A 16,005-nucleotide genomic window follows, 5' to 3' on the forward strand; every position below is an offset into this window, starting at 1 on the left:
CGGCATTCCAGTATCGGCTACCTAAAGCCTTATCACTTTCACCAGCAGCTACTTGCTAACATCACCCAACTTTCTCCTGCCTAACTAGACCACCTCACATTTCCCCATTGCTATTGTGAAACTCGTAGTCGATGACAATTTGGGCCGAATAAGCATGTCGCTCAAAGTTGTAACGAGAGGCTTTGTCAAGTGGGGTAGGCACCGACAGCCGCATAATTTGAATTTCGTTCCCAATAAGCTTACCCATTATTACCCCACCGGCTTCGGGTTGGTTCTTGCTCCATTGGGTGAAGCGGTCTAATATGCCCAGTGCCTCCATGTGAAAGGCAATAAGATGCTTCCCAATCTGGTAGCGCATAACTACGTTATAATTTCGTTTGCATTAAATCCCCTTCAGTCATGCCACTGGCAAAGTCTGACCTAGAGTATGTGGACAGGGTGGAGTTAGCGGAGCCAGTCGAGGGCGGCTAGCAAATGCGCTACGGCGAGGAAAGAACACGCCGTTTTGTCGTAGCGCGTGGCCAAGGCGCGGGCTTCTTTGAGTCGGCCGAAGAAGCGTTCTACTTTCGAGCGGTCCGCGTAGAGATTTTCATCGTACGGGCGCTGGTCCAGGCGACTGGCTTCAGGGGGAATAACGGCTTCGGCCCCAAGTCCGGCGATGGTTTCCAGACTTTTATCCGTGTCGTAGGCCTTATCCGCCACCACCGCCCCCGGCGCGTGCGGCAGCACGGCCAATAGGTCGGGCAGCAGCCCGCAGTCGGCTGTCTGGCCGGGTGTCAGGTCCAGGTGCAGGCAGTTGCCCAAGGCGTCGACGACGGCGTGCAGCTTGGTAGAGAAACCGCCCCGGCTGCGACCTAAACACTCGGCTGGCGCCGAACTTTTTTTTGGCCGGCTGCGGCTTTGTGGGCCTTGACGGTGGTCGAGTCCACCAGCACCCACTCGTAATCGGGCTCCTGCACGGCTTGAAACAACTTTTCCCAGACCCCAGCCAGCGCCCAGCGCCGAAAGCGACGGGCCACCGTGTTCCAGGCCCCAAAGCGTTCGGGCAGGTCGCGCCAGGGAATACCGGTGCGCACTCTGTACAGCACTGCGTTGATAAACAAGCGATTGTCGCGTCCAACTCCCCCGAAGGCACCCGGTCAGCCCAAGGTGTACGGTTCGACAATTTTCCACTCCCGGTCAGTTAATTCGTGGCGGCGCATGGCCCAAAATTACTTGCGCTACTGTCCACAGTCTCTAGAACAATTGATCGGCCAGGGCGCCAGATCTACTGGGTCAGTAAGTTGTGGCTTTTTGCCCCTCGCTCCAACGCATGATTTGACCCTTGCTCACCGCGCCGATTGCTCCTTGCGCGCTTACCTGCTACAAGGGCAATCGGTTCGATCACGCATCCGGTGCGGGCGGCGCCCGTAACGAACGCTGAAGCTGGCGCTTGAAGCGCAGCATTTTTAGGGCGCTCTCCAGCATGGCGTGATGCTCGTTGAACATCGAAAGGAAGCCTTCGAATCGCTGTTCCACTTCTTCGTAAAGTGCCTCGTCCACTTTCACGCGAGACAGGTCTATAATCAGCATCCGGATCGGGGTGAACGTGTCTTCTTCCTGACCGGGAACATGTACGAGCGTATCCGCGAGTACCTGCAGCACGCGCCGCAGCACGGCCCTGGGCCAGGGCTGGCGGATGTACAGCAAGGTCTGCTGCCAGGGCGCCTCCTTTTTAGACAACCGGGCCCCGGCCGGTACGTGGGGCAGGATGAGGGCCGCCGCCTGGGGCGGGGTTAGGCAGAACAGCGGCATAATCGACCATTCCGCGGCCGCCGGCTGCGTGAGCTTGCTCTCAATAATGGCCGTGGCCCACTCCTGCTGCTGGTGCTGATAGGTCGCCTCGGCCCAACCCTCTACCACCACGGGGCCGTTGGCCGTGGTCAAGGTCAGCGCCAGCAGCGCTGTCGGCGGCAGCTGCCAGTGCGTGCTCCACCGTTGGGGCGGGATCAGCGCCAGCAGTTGCCGCAGCCAGCGCGCGGGCTCGCGGCCGGGAGCGTACGACTCGTACACCAAGCCTACTTCCGCCCAGTCGGGGTTCCAGTGCGGGGGCAGCGTGACGCGCAGCTCCTGGTCCCCACTGGGGAGGGTGGACAGGAGCAGGAACGGCTGGGTCCAGGCCCAGACCCGCTCGACCAGGGTGCTTCCCGGCAGCCGCACCAGCAGGTTCGCGGCTCGTTGCCGAACCCGTGGGTCGGGGGAAGCCAGGCACGGGGTGAGCCAAGGCTCGTCGGCCGGCTCCACTGGCCCCTGCAGATCCTGCAGCAATTCGGCTTGCAGCCCGGGCGATACCTGGGGCAGCGTCGCCGCCAGCAGCGCGCGGGCCTGCCCCGGGTTCTTCCGGCGGAGGGTCTGCAAGAAACGACGGCGCTGCGCGGGCGGGCCGTGGGTCCAGCTCGCCTCGTCGTGGACGGCCACTAGCGGGCGCCACGCCGGCTGCAGCCGGGCCAGCCAGGGGCCCCGTTCCCCGAGCACCTCGAGCAGGTACTCCGCCGGCTCCCGATAGGTAGTCCGCGTTGCGTGCGCCAGCACGGCCGGTAGCAGCCGATGGGGCACGCGCAGGCCGCGGGCGGCCAGCTGGGCGTAATAGTCGTCCAGGTAGTAGTCGAAGTGTCCCTGGAGCATGGTCTCGAGCAGCTGCTGGCCGAGTGCGCCCACAGCGGGCAGCGTTTCGGGCGGTGCAGCCGACGGGCTCGTTCCAGTGCCGCGCCCCGGCTGCCACCCGGCCTGCTCGGCGTGCACTAGCCGGCCCGCGCTTAGCAGCAGCTCGTGCGCTGAGGTGTCTGCGGACTCGGACAAGGGCCGCCCGGGCATGGCCCCGGGGCGTAGACCAGCGAGGGCGAGCTCGCGCAGTTGCGACCAGGTCGGAGTACTCATAGGGCGGGGGGAGTGGTCGGAGAAGCCGGGAGTATCCACTGGGCCAAGGGCAGCAGTGCCCGGCCATCCCACTCCCCAAAGACGGCCAGGGGCCCTCCCCCCCCGGTGGCCAGCAGCTGCCACTGCGCTGGGAGCTCGCCGCGTAAGGGCACCAGGCCCTGGTCCAGGGGATGAACCAGCTGCACGTCCGTTAGCCCGGTGAGCACCGGCAGCATGGGACTCAGCGTCACGGGCCAGACACTGAGCCAGGGTTGTTCTTCGACGGCGGCCGCATAGGTGTACGCCAGCTGCCAAGGCGAGCCGCCGAGCGGCCGTTGGGGTTCCTCGGTTTCCTGCCACTCCCATGCTTTACCGGGGATAGCGCGAAGCGGGCCGGCGCCGGGATAAAAGTGCAGGATGCCTTGGTACTGGCCCCAGGGCAGAATCCGTTTGGGTGGGGGCAGCACGTTGATGTCTGTTTCCACAACCAACGCGTAGCGGCCCGTGGTGGCGCCCCAGAGCCAGGTAGCGCGGTGATACCACCCCCACCACCTCCCGCGCGCGTCTTGCTCCGTGCGCTGGTTCAGCACCAACCACGTGTCGGCCACCCCGGGCTGCATCCCCCGTACCCACCCCCGGTCGAGCTGGTTGACCCCCGCGCGCAGGCGCACGGCGGGCTGCTCGGCGGCCGGCAACTGCGGCAGGTGCACAAAGGCATGGGTGAGCGAATAGAGCTCCCCCAGCGCCGCCAGCAGCGCGTCGGGGTCCAGCGCCCCAGCGTGGCACCGGGCCTCAACCTGGCCTAAGGCCGCGGCTAGCCCGGGCAGGTCGTATTCCTCTAAGCGCCGGATGCGGCTCTGCCAGAGCGAGGTGAACAGGTAATGGGCGCAGGGCAGGCCATGCTCGAGCAGCCGCTGTAACCACGCCGCCAAGGCCTCGGCGCCCTGCTGCTGGCGGGCCAACAGCGCGGGCGCCTGCGGCTGCTCGAGGGCGGCGCGCCACCAGAGGTAGGGCAAGCCGCGCCGCTGGTACCTCCCTGGAACATCTTCTGCCGGCCAGTCGGCCTGCCACCAGTTGATCCAAACCGGCGGCTCGGCCTGGGGAAACTGGTGCGGGGCCCGCACTCGCCACAGCAGCAAGGCGACGCTGTGGACGCAGCGCCTGCCCCCCTCCTGGCACGAGCAGGCAAAACGAGAATGCTCCCAGTCCACCGCCGCCCGCCAGACCAGTTCGCCCTGCTGCCCCTTTCCCCAGCAGCGCGTTTTCGCCTGCCCCAATGCTGTCCAGTGGTGGGCAGCCGCGAGTACCCGCAGCAGGTTCTGGTCATCTTGATAGCTGATGAGGGTCAGCACCTGCTCTTCGGTCCAGTTCATGCGCGTGGCGTGGGCGGGTTATGAAGCGGAATATAGTTTTTTTTGTTACTCCGGCAGCTCTTGGTGCCGGTAGAGAGGCTCTCTGCGCGGTGTAGGAGCTTAGCTAACTCAAGTCGACCGGCTTATGGGCCCCCGAGCGCGCTTGTGACCGCGCAAGCAGCTCAACCAGTCGAGTTATCGCACGGTAGATAGAACTGCTGCTTCTTTTCTACTGAAGTACGTGAGGATAGTAGGAAGAGATTCTCCGGTGGTCACCAACTCAATGGAGTTCGTCAGCTTATCTATCCGAATAGACAGTTGGCGCATCAAGCGGCGCTGTGCAATTGAGTGGCGCCGATAGGATTGCTTCGGAAATAAGGAAGACATGAAGGGAAACGACTGTGCAGAAAGGCTCCGTACCGATTAAGAATAAGCGTCGAAGCCAAGTGACTGAGGCCGATAGAAGTTGTAATGCTACCTGGTAGCTATTATCTAAGTAGGCTACCTTGCGTCGGCTCAATCCTAGCCAAGCAAGTTGCGTAATTAGCCTTTTCAGCTATCAAATAGCTACTCCAATAAGGGTCAGCCAAAAACGCTCGAATAAAGTGTCCCTACGCGCTGGAAATACCCTCTCTGAAACCATCCAATAAGGGCCCCATTGGCAGCCAAGGGTCCTATAACTCCGCATATGTTTAGTTGGTCAGCTGTGCCGGCGCTACTTAGGCCACTGAGCGCGCCTTACGCAGGCGTTCAAGCTGAAGGGGTAGGCTGCACAAACGGGTCAATCTAGTCCGGCAGGCCACTCGTAGTCGTAGATAGACCCACCAGCTGCCCACCAGCTGCCCAAGCGTAGTAACCAGCTGCGTCGTAGTTTGGGCGGATGAAAGCATTTCCTTTCCTGCTGGCCGGCTTGGCGGCCGCTACGCTTGCGTTAGGGGGGGCAGCTACCCCGCCCCCCGTGCCCACACCTCGGCTGGCAGTCATTGCCTACTACGCGGGGGACGCCAGCGCCATCCAGCGCTATCCCGTCGGGGAGCTGACCCATCTCATCTACAGCTTTCTGCACCTGCAAGGCACGCAGCTCGCCTTCGACAACGCGCAATCCGCCGCGACCGTGGCCGCGCTCGTGCAGCTAAAAACGCAGTACCCCCAACTCAAGGTGCTGCTCTCGCTCGGCGGCTGGACGGGCTGCCCCACCTGCTCCCAGGTCTTTGCCACGGCGCCGGGCCGCGCCGCCTTTGCCGCCTCCGTGAAACAGGTATTGCAGCAAACGCACACCGATGGCCTGGACCTGGACTGGGAGTACCCCGCCATCGCCGGCCCGCCCGGTCACCGGTTCGCACCCGAGGACCGGCACAACTTTACCCTGCTGGTCCAAACCCTGCGGGCGACCCTGGGCCGGCAGTACGAAATCAGCTTTGCCGCGGGCGGCTTTCCGGCCTACCTGCGCCACTCCGTGGAGTGGCCCGCCGTGATGGCCGTGGTGGACCGGGTCCATCTGATGAGCTACGACCTGGTCAACGGCTACAGCACCCGCACCGGCCACCACACCCCGCTGTACGCGACCCCGCAACAACGGGAATCTGTGGCGGAGGGGGTGCGCTTTCTAGACTCGGTGGGGGTCGCCCCCCGCCAGGTGGTGATCGGGGCCGCCTTTTATGCCCGCGTGTTTGGCCAAGTGGCGCCCGCGGCTAACGGGCTCTACCAAAGAGGCCGCTTCCGGCGGGCCGTCAACTACCGGGACTTTGGCGACAGCCTGTCGGCCGGGCAGGGGTTCCGCCAGTATTGGGATAGCACGGCGCAGGCCCCCTACGCCTACAACGCGCGGCGGCGGGAGTTCGCCACGTTTGATAATGCGCGCTCGCTGCAGCTCAAGGCCCGGTACGCGCGGGCGAAGCACCTGGGCGGGGTCATGTTTTGGGAATTGACCGGGGACGTGCCGCAGCACGGTTTGCTGGATGCCTTAGCGCAAGCGGCGCGCTAGCCCCAGGGCGCCAGTGCCGGCGCGTTAGCGCCCCGGTGTAGCACCTGGCGGCCGCCAAGGCGCGTCGCACTACCTAGCGCCAGCACTGGCTGGCTGGGCCAGTGTTGCCGGGCGGCCTTGCCGCCGTCGGCCGACCTTTGGGTACGTATTACTTGAGTAAATGAACTACCCCCGTCTCCGGCCCAGGGCGCTGGTCGAGGCGGGTAACGAACGCTACGTCATCTGCGGCTCCTACGCAAGGGGGCACGGGCTCGCAGGGCACCTACCAAACCGTGGCGGGGGGCAACGTCACGGTACCCGCCCGCTGCTGGAAGGTGCTGGTGGTGCTACCCGTGGGTAGTACTGACGTGCGCCGCATCAGCGCTAGTACGCGGGTGATTGCCGTAGACACGCCCACCAGCAACAGCGTAAGCGCCGCCTGGGGCGGTTATCGTACCAGCGTGGACGCGAGTGAGACGGCCACGGGCTACGACTTGCTTTCCGCCGTGCCCGGTAGCGTGCAGGCCGTCATCGAGGCCCAGGTGGATGCGGGATCCACGAAGTAGACACTAGCTAACCGGGTCATCGGAACGGGTTGCCCAAGCAGGTGGGCGCAGCTAATGGCCCCACGCCTCTGGTCCGCGTTTTTCGTGGGCTGCTTTGTCGGCCCTGGCTACCGCGGCAGGCGCGCTTGTTCCAGTGACGGCCGAGTCCCGCTGGTTTAGAGGCCGGGGACGAGCGCACGTCGGCCACCCGCTGCAAGCCTGTACGCTTCCCCGAAGAATAAACTGGATTGACTCGGAGACAAGCTAATTTGAAGAAGCCCTGTTGCGTAAAAAAGCGTCTTATAATTGGCTATCTGTTAAGTTGAGCAGAGGTGGCCCAGTTAGCCAAGCGTTTTTAACTCCCAGCCGGCCCCCAGTTGGGCGGCTTCATTCGGGCCAAAGTCGTCACAAGGTGTCTGCTCGGCTACGAAGGCTACCTCTTCTGCGGAGTGCACGAGCTGTAAATCGCCGGGCGCGGCGCGCCAAAGCAAGAGGCGTTGCGTGGGCTGATAGTAGAGTGTGTGCCCCAAGTACCGCAGGTGCACAAAGACGACGGATTGTCCGCTCTCCCCTACCTCCAAGGGCACGCGGGGCGCGGTCGCGGTGAGCAAGCCGGGGGGCAGCCAATTCAGGGGATCAACCAGCTCTGGGGTGGTAACGGGCGTGGCCGCCGAGGGAGCGGGCTTCTTCAACCTCTCCGCCACCCGCTCGCCGGCTTTGACCCCCAGATTGCCCAGCGCTGCCGCGGTCCCGAGCAGCGCCATGTTGTGCAGGTTCCAGGCTAAGGTTTGGGGGTTAGCCTTCGCAGTGGGGGTAGCCGAGGTAGTCCCGTCTGGCAACGTGAAGGTTGGGGTTACCGCTGACGTGTTCGTGCCCAGCAAGGACGAGGCCGTGCTGGGCTGCTCGGTCTGCGGCTGGTCCGTCTGCGTCTGTTTGGCCAGGGCGAGCGCGCGGCGGCGACGCTGACAAGCCGATACTTTACACGAGCTTGAACAGTAAAGGCGGCGCCGATCCACGGCTTGGTACGCCTCGTGGCAGTGGGCACAAGTGCGCGTAGTGAGGGGGCGTTTATGATAAGCCATAACCGGATTAGAGTTATTTTATTGGTTAAACGTAGTAACAATTAACCGAAAATTAGCTACTAAAACCTACCAACAGGTGCCATGGATCCTTTTAGGATGACCAACCTTGCAAGTTTAGAAACTAGCCCCAGCGGCTACGGCCCTCTTTTACGCCCTCAACAGGCAGGGGCTGCCAGGTAGCGCTACCCCCGACGGCTAATCCGATTGCCGGATTGCCTCCCGCCTGCGGGTTCGACGGCGGCGCTCGTTTCGCGGGCCGCTCGTCTCCTTCCTAGCGCGGAGGAAATAAGGTGCGGAACAGCTGCGACCGGGTGCACTACCTGGCACTGCCTGCTTAGTAGGGGTAGACTCACCTCCTAAAAAGGACTCGGGTAGTAGACCGTTTATTTGCGTACCGTTCCCTCCCCCCGGCTCCCTTCCATGACACCCGCTGCTCCCGATTGGCTCGGCATTGCCCAACGCTTGCAGGCCCTGGCCCAAGCAGGCCTCGCCTACGCCCCCAACCCCTTTGATGCCGAACGGTATGAAGAGGTGCAGGCCTTGAGTCTGCAGTTGCTGGCAGGTTTGACCGGCGAGCCCGTGGCGCAGCTTCAGACGCTATTTGCGGGCGAAACCGGCTACCCCACCCCCAAAGTAGACATCCGCGCCGTGCTGTTCCGCGGCCGGGACGAAATCCTGCTCGTGCAGGAGAAACTCGACGGCCATCGCTGGCCAGGCGCAGGGCCTCGGCCCGGAAGGCGGCATCATAGCGCCGACGTTTGGTAGGTAGGGGACTGTCTCTCATGACATTCGAAAGATAAGACCCTATTCTGTCCACAATTACTCGACCACCTCATGCCAGTTGGTGTTGTCTTCTTCTCCGGCAATGGCCCAGACGGGTACCCCGGACATGGTCGTTGTTCGCACGACGGATAGCTATCCTAATACTTTGCGCATCGTCGTCACGCACGGGGAAGGTAAGACCGAGGTGCTAGAACTGACAGCCAAGGACTTGAAGCAGTCGCCCAACGGGCAAGAAGAAGCGCTGCAGAAAGTATTTGCGAAGCTCTACCAAGAAGGGTATCAATTGAGGGGCACCGGGGGCGGGGGCTACAATTACCTGATTCGCAACACCTTCATTTTCACTAAGGGCTAGTAAAGTTGGGGTTAAGTTACTTCCGGGAGGTTATCAAACGTCAGGCAAGAGTAGGCGCGCTAAAACAGAGATAATTTAGGTACACCGCACAGGGGTTGAAAGTTGACCTCCTCTCACTAAAGTGAGCTAATTCCTAGTAAGGAGCCGTTCCGAAAGGTGCGCCTTTCGGGGCCGCGAGGCAGACAGAATCTACCTTACAAGCATTATTGTGAGGGAAGCTGACACAGCACTAGCCCAGGTACGATTTGAGCGACTGCGAGCGCGAGGTGTGCTTGAGGCGGCGAAGGGCCTTCTCCTTTATCTGCCGGACCCGCTCGCGAGTTAAGCTAAATTGCTCGCCGATTTCCTCCAGCGTTTGCGCAGCGTGGCCGTTGAGCCCGAAGTGGAGTGTCACGACGTCGGCCTCCCGCCGGGTCAGCGTGGAGAGCGTGCGCTGCACCTCCCGGCGCAGGGACTCGTGCAGCAAACCCGCATCCGGCGTGTCCTGCCCCGCATCCTGCAGCACATCGAGTAAGCCGTTTTCCTCGCCCTGCACGAAGGGCGCATCCATCGAGACGTGGCGGCCCGAGATTTTGAGCGTGTCCACCACTTCGGCAGTCGTCAACTCCAGCAGCTCGGCAATCTCGTCGGGCGAGGGCTCGCGCTCAAACCGCTGCTCCAACTCGGCAAACGAGCGGTTGATTTTGTTCAGTGAACCCACCCGGTTCAGCGGCAGGCGCACGATGCGGCTCTGCTCGGCCAGGGCTTGCAGAATGCTCTGGCGAATCCACCACACAGCATAGGAGATGAACTTGAACCCTTTCGTTTCATCGAAGCGCTTGGCGGCCTTAATCAAGCCCAGGTTGCCCTCGTTGATGAGGTCGCCCAGCGTCAGGCCTTGGTTTTGGTACTGCTTGGAGACCGAGACCACAAAGCGCAGGTTGGCTTTGGTCAGCTTTTCAAGAGCCATCTGGTCGCCCTCGCGGATGCGCTGGGCCAAGTCTACTTCCTCGTCGATCGAGACTAGGCTTACTTTGCCAATCTCCTGGAGGTACTTGTCCAACGATTGGCTTTCGCGGTTGGTAATCTGCTTACTGATTTTTAACTGTCTCATGCGGGAACGGCGCTGCTTAGAAGGAGCATAGCAAACTATAACTCCCGGTGCGGCGGCTTGGTTCGACGGCCCCGGCGATGACGCCCCAGCCGAAGAGTTTCGGCTGGGGCAAAAGTCTGACCGCTGCTTATAGGCTGGCACAAGAAGGGGTACCTTTCAGACGCACCCCTTTTCGGCCTGTTATACCCCTACCAGACGCTAGAAAGGCATTCGAGGTGGACTTTCTGAGCCACTTGTCCCGCGAGGTACTTTCTAAGCCCTCTGTTGTCTCATTTTCTATTGTCCACCGCAACAGACCTGCTTCAAACTGCCTGTACTGGCCGAGCAGGGCGCCTCATTTTTATAAATAATAGCCCTTGTAAGCTCACGCCTATTAACCCATGGATGATCCCATTGCGCGGGTCTAAAGGGGAGGCTGCCTGATAGTAGAGTAGCGCCGCCAGCAGTACACAAATCAGTGTAGTGGCCGCCGCCAGCTTCGTCTGGGGGTTGTCAGTGCCCAATACAGCGGCGCGGCAAATACGCAGAATTCGAGCGTAGGCAAGGCCAGTAGCAGCCACAAATAGTACGCTAAGTCGACTACATTCCGGATGCCAGGAGCCAGAAAGTAGTAGTCGTGGTTTTTGCCCATTAGAAACAGATACAGGAGCAAATACTTGCCCCCGATGCACGACCCAAGTGCTAGCATTATTGGCTTGCCCATACGCTTTCGCCTAGTCATATGAAGGTGGAGGGTAAAGCTAGCGCGAGTGTTCGACAAACCCTCACAAAAATGGCTCGCGAATCGCGTTTCTGGAGGCTTTTCGGGGAGGCGGAAGTCGTTCGCAAACCAGTAGGTTTGTACGTGCAGTGCGTGGAGGCACGTGGTTAAAGTAACTTTCCCTGCTGCTCGCAGCGGGATCATCTGCTCGCTCGTCTACCATGTCCACTCGTTACCTTCCCTTGCTAGTAAGCTTACTGGTTGTTATGCCCTTTCTAACGTGGGGGCAACAAGCCACCCCCACCGGCTTCCCAATTGCCGAAAACGGCTTCTCCAACAAGACCTTTCTGATCGGAGAAGCCGGCGGGAAGCGCCCGAGCGCGAACGACGTACATGATTATTTTATCTTCCAGCCGGACGGGCGCGCACTATTCCGGGAGACCAGAGGCACTACGGTGCTCAAGGATAGCCCGCTTGGGTGGCGACTCGCAGGCGATTCGTTGTATTTTCTTCCGAGTGCCGTTACCCTAGAAGCTGCGGGAAAGACGCAACGAATCGAGCGCGAGGCGATAAAGTATGCCGTTACAAAAGTTTCCGGGGGATATCTATTGAAGCGAAAAGAGGAGCAAAGGCTGTTAACGGAGGTACAATAAGCTATTCTCGCTGGCTGATTGAGGGGAACTGCGCTAAGTTCACTTAAATGACCGTGGCTGTCGCAGAACCCTGCTTGACGGCACCAGGCGAGGATTATACAAGCCTAATCAAGCCAAAAGGTCGTTTAAAAGGCCTTTTATATGTGCTTGGTAGCTAGCCCACGCTGGCAACTCGGCATTTAGTGAGTGAGTTCTGCAACAGCCACTGCGCCTTGCTGAGCTTGCCTCTTTAAGCACCTGCGAAAAGCCCCTTCATTTACGCTGCGTTTTTAGTAGCCCACTTCAAATGAGTTAGCTCTGCTCTTTCTGCAGTTTTTTAAGCATCACTCGTTCTTCTTCTGGTACAACCCACGTTTTTGACCAGCTGTCATGCCAACCATGACTGTACGTATCTCCCAAGCAAGAAAAGGCGTCAAATGGCACTAGTCGAATTACAGAACGTAAGATTAAAAGTTGCCAAGTCGGCTTATTGCCATATTCGTCAATTACTACGGTTTTAGTCAGGAATTTCCCGGGCGTCTTTTGCCAAAGTCTTTCACAAATCAGATAAAGGCCAGGGAAGAGCGCTAAAATAAGTACATTGCTTATTAGCTCAATAGTCAAGTTTAAGCTAACGTTAAAATGCGTTAATTCAATAAAGAGTGCCGAGAGAAATTCTATTACATAAATAATGATCTGAAAAATAAACATATCTACAATGAAATGCCCGAATCGCGGACCCGCGGTAACGCTCTTAATGGGTCGTCTCGCCACGTACTCCTCTGTGTCCCGCATTATATTTCCATAGGCATCCTGTAGATGGACTGTCCGCCACCTGACTTCCACTAATTCGGTAATCTTTTTCATTGCTTCTTCCTTGGACTAGTTAACTCTCTTCGAGATGGTCTGGCAAATGGACAAGGCGCTAAAGTAAGTTTTTCTCAACTAGCTCAAGAAGTGAGTCCCGAAAGTTTTTTTGCTTATGGCTTTGTGAGCTATCCTTTCTGAGCAAATCACTCGCCTTTTCTACCATCTAAAAAACGACCGAATAGTGGGGGCTGAGAGGCGTTCGAAAAACCCTCACGCCAACGGCCCCAAAAACCTGCGTTTTCGGAGCCGTTGGCATGGGCTGGAAAATGATTCGAAAAACAGTAGGTTTGTAGAAGACAGGGCATAGCGTCATTTTCTGGTTTTTTGCTAAGTAGCTTACGGGTATGGTCACGCACCACCGGATTATGTTCTCGCCGCAAGAGCTTCCGTCTATTGATACGGTAGTGCAAACGATAAGTGTGTTAGCGGGCCTACCCGTATACTACTCGGCTTACCTATTGGAGTTGATATGTCCGGCAGTAGGCTTACAGGTCGGCTTATATGAAAGCAGCGGAGCTTATCAAATAACAACGTTCAGCCCAAACACAGATTATCTACAAGTCACCACTATCAAGGCCTTACAACAATTAGGCGGTCACTTCGACGGGATTTTGCCAGCTTGGGCGGGCCAATCCTGGAAGCAGTTGAATAAGTGGAAGTATCGGCTCCGGCGACATCATATCTACTATCCGCCTGATGCTCCTTGGTAAAGCGCCGGATGAGATGCTCTCTCACTGCCCTCCAAAAAACGCTCGTTTTTTGGACTAGTCGGCAGCGTGCCCTAACGACCCGGAAACGCAGGTTTTTGGGCCGTTTTTTTAACACCGTTTTTTGGATGGCCTGTTAGTCCAGAAACCGGACGTTTTTTGGATGGGGGAGCGGTCTATATTTGATTTCACTAACGCATCCTAAGATGAAGCAGCCACGGCCTATATCACTTACAAAGTCATTCACTCTTTACCCTTTGCTCATTAGGATGATGAACTTAGAACCTGAAGAAGGTATCGAATTGGCTATTGGTACAGGTTTTATCTATGAATTCGAAGGCTATTATTATATCATTACAAATGGTCATTGCATTACTGGAGTAAACCCGGAAGGAGGACAACGCTTATCTAAGCATGCCGCTTTTCCTACACATCTTTTTCTGCATCTTAGAACTCGAGTAAGTAAATCAGAGGCTACAAGCGCTGATAAGGCTGAGAATAAGGATGCAGTATGGGCAGAACTAGGAAGGATGCATCCCGAAAATGTAAGAGTAGAACTCTACTCAGATGACGATTATACTAAGCCAAAATGGTATGTGCATCCTGATTATGGGCATCAAGTAGATGTTGTTGCGATTCCCCTTATCGAAAAAGAAAAAGTGCCTGACCATTTGATGCTTTGGGCCTTAAATAATAATAGATCGTTAGAAGCTGAGCCGGAAGTGGCAGACGATGTTTACATACTTGGTTATCCATTCGGTATCACAGACTCATTAGAATTTCCTGTGTGGAAGAAAGGAAGCATAGCTACCGAACCATCAGTCTTTTACAAAGGGCTACCCAGAATGTTAGTAGACACTGCTACACGCTCTGGAATGTCTGGCTCGCCTGTTATACTGATGAGATCAGGAGTACATAATATGGAAAATGGTCAACTAACTACGAAGTCACTAATTGGAACTGTCTTTGGATTTGTTGGCGTGTATTCTGGTCGTATCGGAGCAGAAAAAGAAAATGAAGCTCAGTTGGGCATTGTTTGGAGGAAAGAAGTAATTGAAGAGATAATAATTGCTAAAAGATTAGCTACAACTGAATTCCATAATGCTCAATTATGAGAGTCGCCATCTACGCCCGCGTGTCGACGAAAGACAAAGGCCAGGACACTGAGAACCAGCTGCACCAGCTGCGCGCCTTCGCCGAGCAGCACGGCACCATCTATAAAGTGTTCACCGACCAGGAGTCGGGAGGTAAAGCCGATCGCACCGAGTTCAAAGCCCTGCTGCTCGAAGCCTACCAGAAGCAGTTCGACCTGGTCGTATTCTGGCGCCTGGACCGCTTCAGCCGCGAGGGGGCCCTGGCCACGCTGAAGTATTTGAAGGAGCTGAAGGACCACGGGGTGAATTACAAATCTTTCACCGAGCCCTACCTCGACTCGCTGGGTCCTTTCGGCGACGTCATCGTTTCGATGCTGGCCACTATCGCCGCCCAGGACTTGATTAAGATATCGGAGAACACGAAGGCCGCGCTGGCTAAGAAGAAGGCCGCCGGCGTCAAGCTCGGCACGCCTAGTAAGAGCCAGGACCAAATCGAGCAGATTCGGCGGCTCAAAGGCGGCGGCATGTCCAGCTACGCCATTAGTAAGAGCATGGGCATCTCGGCTAGCACGGTGGCCAAGTACCTAGTGGAGTAGGGCAGAAGCAGGCTTCGGACTCAAATTGGGGTTCTCGTTACAACGGGGCGAGAAATTGCAGTAAGCGTCTCGCTATCTCAAGATGCCTTTCTGAGAGGGTGCATTGATTCGTGAGATGCCAATAAAAGGCACTTAACCGAGTAGCTAGGACCCTTCCTTGCCTCTCTATTGCTCGCCTCATAAAACGAACATTTTATGAGGCACTAACAAAGTGTACTGATAAACAGCGTTTTAAAGCTTATAGTAATTTATCGCCCCGTTGTAACGAGAACCCCTATATGAAATGGTATTTTTCTGGGTTTTTTCCCTATTAGGTAGTAGGATAAGCACAGGGGCAGCAGCCAGAGCTCGCCCTCATGCAGTCGGTATGGGCGTCACTTGCAACCTGACCGAGCCTATTGCTACGTGGGTTGCAAAAGAAGCAAAAGAGCCCCGGTCTATAACCGGGGCTCTTTTGCTTCTGGATTCTTTACAGAATTAGGCATACTAAGCCAGCTACTTAAAGATTTCGTCCAAATCCGCCGTTTGCTTTCCGAGTGTTGTAATCAAATCCTTGATTTGTTGGTCGGAATCAAAATGCCAAAACAATTGACCTGGCTTTTCAATATTAAATTCATTTTCAATACCTAGCATTGAGAAACCGTCTTTGTACAACAAGATGCTATGACTGCCATCCTCCTTACCAACAAATACTACATTCATGTAACCGGTGCTATTATTAGTATTTGTTTTCCAGTTAGTTATCTCAGAATAGCTGTTAATTTTGGCCACTCTTTTCTGAAATGACAGTTTCCTAGCATTGTTAATAGTGCCCCAGGAAAGAGCTTTATTTAAAGCAGTGATTAATTCTATCTTATCAGACTGACTTAGATTAAACCTTGCTCTTTCAATAGAATTACCCCAAGCACTTCCGCTTAGACCTCGATCTTTTGCGCTCATTACCAGAGCTGTTATACGATTTTTATTGATAATACCCAGGCTGTTTTCTGTGTATTTTGAGTCTTGGGCACTTACACTTTGTAACCCCAACAATAAATAGATAATAATGGTGAGAAAGAACTTCATAGGGTGGGAGCAACTGGAAGAAGAGCTTTATGCTACACTAGTAGGCAAACTTACCATTGCTCCTTCTCCTTTGGTTGGCCAATGGCAAATCCTCTTAGCAAGTTGTGAAGGTGTCTTGTCCTAAAAAAAGTTGAGTGTTGCCTTTTCTGAATCTCTCGCTTGTCACCTTTTCGAAGGTTCGTTTATCCTATGTTTGCCTACCTGCCGTATTTGCGGCAATTGAGCCGGAAAAGAGGGGAGTAAGATTCGGACGTTTGGGAGCCATAGAGCTCGTAT

General features: G+C 56.9%; 15 protein-coding genes and 1 pseudogene. 7 read left to right on the forward strand and 9 right to left on the reverse strand.

Annotated elements, in window-relative coordinates:
* Positions 1-94: 94 nt before the first annotated feature.
* The 5 genes and pseudogenes from E4631_RS24920 to E4631_RS24935 all read right to left on the reverse strand — a co-directional run bounded on the left by E4631_RS24920 (position 95) and on the right by E4631_RS24935 (position 4,034).
* Positions 95-358, reverse strand: a complete 264-nt coding sequence (locus E4631_RS24920) for a hypothetical protein (protein WP_133655961.1) — start codon at positions 356-358, stop codon at positions 95-97.
* Between the two features lie 86 nt (positions 359-444).
* A complete protein-coding gene (locus tag E4631_RS24925; RefSeq protein WP_205704316.1) occupies positions 445-939 on the reverse strand; it encodes an IS5 family transposase in 495 nt (164 codons plus the stop codon).
* Positions 855-1,112 (reverse strand): annotated as a pseudogene (locus tag E4631_RS26350) (transposase); the annotation flags it as partial. The gene E4631_RS24925 and the pseudogene E4631_RS26350, both read right to left, overlap by 85 nt.
* 271 nt (positions 1,113-1,383) lie before the next feature.
* On the reverse strand, positions 1,384-2,916 hold the full coding sequence (locus E4631_RS24930) for a DUF5691 domain-containing protein (RefSeq protein WP_135318668.1): 1,533 nt from the start codon (positions 2,914-2,916) through the stop codon (positions 1,384-1,386).
* Positions 2,913-4,034 carry a hypothetical protein gene (locus E4631_RS24935; protein WP_135318669.1) on the reverse strand — a complete coding sequence of 374 codons (1,122 nt, stop codon included), beginning with the start codon at positions 4,032-4,034 and terminating at the stop codon, positions 2,913-2,915. Before E4631_RS24935 ends, E4631_RS24930 begins: the two co-directional genes overlap by 4 nt.
* Positions 4,035-5,127: 1,093 nt before the next feature.
* On the opposite strand from E4631_RS24935, the gene E4631_RS24940 reads away from it, so the two are divergent.
* Together E4631_RS24940 and E4631_RS24945 are read left to right on the forward strand one after the other, a co-directional pair.
* Entirely contained in the window at positions 5,128-6,231 is a 1,104-nt protein-coding gene (locus tag E4631_RS24940; RefSeq protein WP_133655964.1) for a glycoside hydrolase family 18 protein, read from the forward strand.
* 272 nt (positions 6,232-6,503) lie between these two features.
* Complete coding sequence (locus E4631_RS24945) at positions 6,504-6,776, forward strand: hypothetical protein (protein ID WP_240735233.1); 273 nt, start codon at positions 6,504-6,506, stop codon at positions 6,774-6,776.
* Between the two features lie 320 nt (positions 6,777-7,096).
* Here E4631_RS24945 and E4631_RS24950 read toward each other — a convergent pair whose 3' ends face one another.
* A complete protein-coding gene (locus E4631_RS24950) occupies positions 7,097-7,837 on the reverse strand; it encodes a hypothetical protein (protein WP_133655965.1) in 741 nt (246 codons plus the stop codon).
* Positions 7,838-8,257: 420 nt separating this feature from the next.
* On the opposite strand from E4631_RS24950, the gene E4631_RS24955 reads away from it, so the two are divergent.
* Together E4631_RS24955 and E4631_RS24960 are read left to right on the forward strand one after the other, a co-directional pair.
* On the forward strand, positions 8,258-8,602 hold the full coding sequence (locus E4631_RS24955) for an NUDIX hydrolase N-terminal domain-containing protein (RefSeq protein ID WP_135318670.1): 345 nt from the start codon (positions 8,258-8,260) through the stop codon (positions 8,600-8,602).
* Between the two features lie 100 nt (positions 8,603-8,702).
* Positions 8,703-8,972 carry a hypothetical protein gene (locus E4631_RS24960; protein ID WP_133658656.1) on the forward strand — a complete coding sequence of 90 codons (270 nt, stop codon included), beginning with the start codon at positions 8,703-8,705 and terminating at the stop codon, positions 8,970-8,972.
* A gap of 229 nt (positions 8,973-9,201) precedes the next feature.
* On the opposite strand, the gene E4631_RS24965 is transcribed toward E4631_RS24960, so the two are convergent.
* On the reverse strand, positions 9,202-10,065 hold the full coding sequence (locus E4631_RS24965) for an RNA polymerase sigma factor RpoD/SigA (RefSeq protein WP_133658657.1): 864 nt from the start codon (positions 10,063-10,065) through the stop codon (positions 9,202-9,204).
* 921 nt (positions 10,066-10,986) lie between these two features.
* On the opposite strand from E4631_RS24965, the gene E4631_RS24970 reads away from it, so the two are divergent.
* Positions 10,987-11,418, forward strand: a complete 432-nt coding sequence (locus E4631_RS24970) for a hypothetical protein (RefSeq protein WP_166648163.1) — start codon at positions 10,987-10,989, stop codon at positions 11,416-11,418.
* Between the two features lie 291 nt (positions 11,419-11,709).
* Here the strand turns inward: E4631_RS24970 and E4631_RS24975 are convergent, their stop codons facing one another.
* The gene (locus E4631_RS24975; protein ID WP_133658659.1) at positions 11,710-12,264 is read right to left on the reverse strand and encodes an RDD family protein; all 555 of its coding nucleotides are present in this window, start codon (positions 12,262-12,264) and stop codon (positions 11,710-11,712) included.
* 979 nt (positions 12,265-13,243) lie between these two features.
* On the opposite strand from E4631_RS24975, the gene E4631_RS24980 reads away from it, so the two are divergent.
* Together E4631_RS24980 and E4631_RS24985 are read left to right on the forward strand one after the other, a co-directional pair.
* Positions 13,244-14,089 (forward strand): serine protease, encoded by an 846-nt coding sequence (locus E4631_RS24980; RefSeq protein WP_166648165.1) that lies wholly within the window; start codon positions 13,244-13,246, stop codon positions 14,087-14,089.
* Positions 14,086-14,664, forward strand: a complete 579-nt coding sequence (locus tag E4631_RS24985; protein ID WP_133658661.1) for a recombinase family protein — start codon at positions 14,086-14,088, stop codon at positions 14,662-14,664. Before E4631_RS24980 ends, E4631_RS24985 begins: the two co-directional genes overlap by 4 nt.
* 495 nt (positions 14,665-15,159) lie before the next feature.
* Here the strand turns inward: E4631_RS24985 and E4631_RS24990 are convergent, their stop codons facing one another.
* Entirely contained in the window at positions 15,160-15,729 is a 570-nt protein-coding gene (locus E4631_RS24990; RefSeq protein ID WP_133658662.1) for a hypothetical protein, read from the reverse strand.
* Between the last annotated feature and the right edge of the window lie 276 nt (positions 15,730-16,005).

Origin of the sequence: Hymenobacter sp. UV11 (assembly GCF_004684095.1) — a bacterium.
Taxonomy (GTDB): Bacteria; Bacteroidota; Bacteroidia; order Cytophagales; family Hymenobacteraceae; genus Hymenobacter.

What these genes read in the sequence shown, in the direction of transcription:
- E4631_RS24920 (WP_133655961.1), bottom strand. Translation starts at nt 358, where the DNA reads ATGCGCTACCAGATTGGGAAGCATCTTATTGCCTTTCACATGGAGGCA.
- E4631_RS24930 (WP_135318668.1), bottom strand. Translation starts at nt 2,916, where the DNA reads ATGAGTACTCCGACCTGGTCGCAACTGCGCGAGCTCGCCCTCGCTGGT.
- E4631_RS24940 (WP_133655964.1), top strand. Translation starts at nt 5,128, where the DNA reads ATGAAAGCATTTCCTTTCCTGCTGGCCGGCTTGGCGGCCGCTACGCTT.
- E4631_RS24950 (WP_133655965.1), bottom strand. Translation starts at nt 7,837, where the DNA reads ATGGCTTATCATAAACGCCCCCTCACTACGCGCACTTGTGCCCACTGC.
- E4631_RS24955 (WP_135318670.1), top strand. Translation starts at nt 8,258, where the DNA reads ATGACACCCGCTGCTCCCGATTGGCTCGGCATTGCCCAACGCTTGCAG.
- E4631_RS24960 (WP_133658656.1), top strand. Translation starts at nt 8,703, where the DNA reads ATGGCCCAGACGGGTACCCCGGACATGGTCGTTGTTCGCACGACGGAT.
- E4631_RS24965 (WP_133658657.1), bottom strand. Translation starts at nt 10,065, where the DNA reads ATGAGACAGTTAAAAATCAGTAAGCAGATTACCAACCGCGAAAGCCAA.
- E4631_RS24970 (WP_166648163.1), top strand. Translation starts at nt 10,987, where the DNA reads ATGTCCACTCGTTACCTTCCCTTGCTAGTAAGCTTACTGGTTGTTATG.
- E4631_RS24975 (WP_133658659.1), bottom strand. Translation starts at nt 12,264, where the DNA reads ATGAAAAAGATTACCGAATTAGTGGAAGTCAGGTGGCGGACAGTCCAT.
- E4631_RS24980 (WP_166648165.1), top strand. Translation starts at nt 13,244, where the DNA reads ATGATGAACTTAGAACCTGAAGAAGGTATCGAATTGGCTATTGGTACA.
- E4631_RS24985 (WP_133658661.1), top strand. Translation starts at nt 14,086, where the DNA reads ATGAGAGTCGCCATCTACGCCCGCGTGTCGACGAAAGACAAAGGCCAG.
- E4631_RS24990 (WP_133658662.1), bottom strand. Translation starts at nt 15,729, where the DNA reads ATGAAGTTCTTTCTCACCATTATTATCTATTTATTGTTGGGGTTACAA.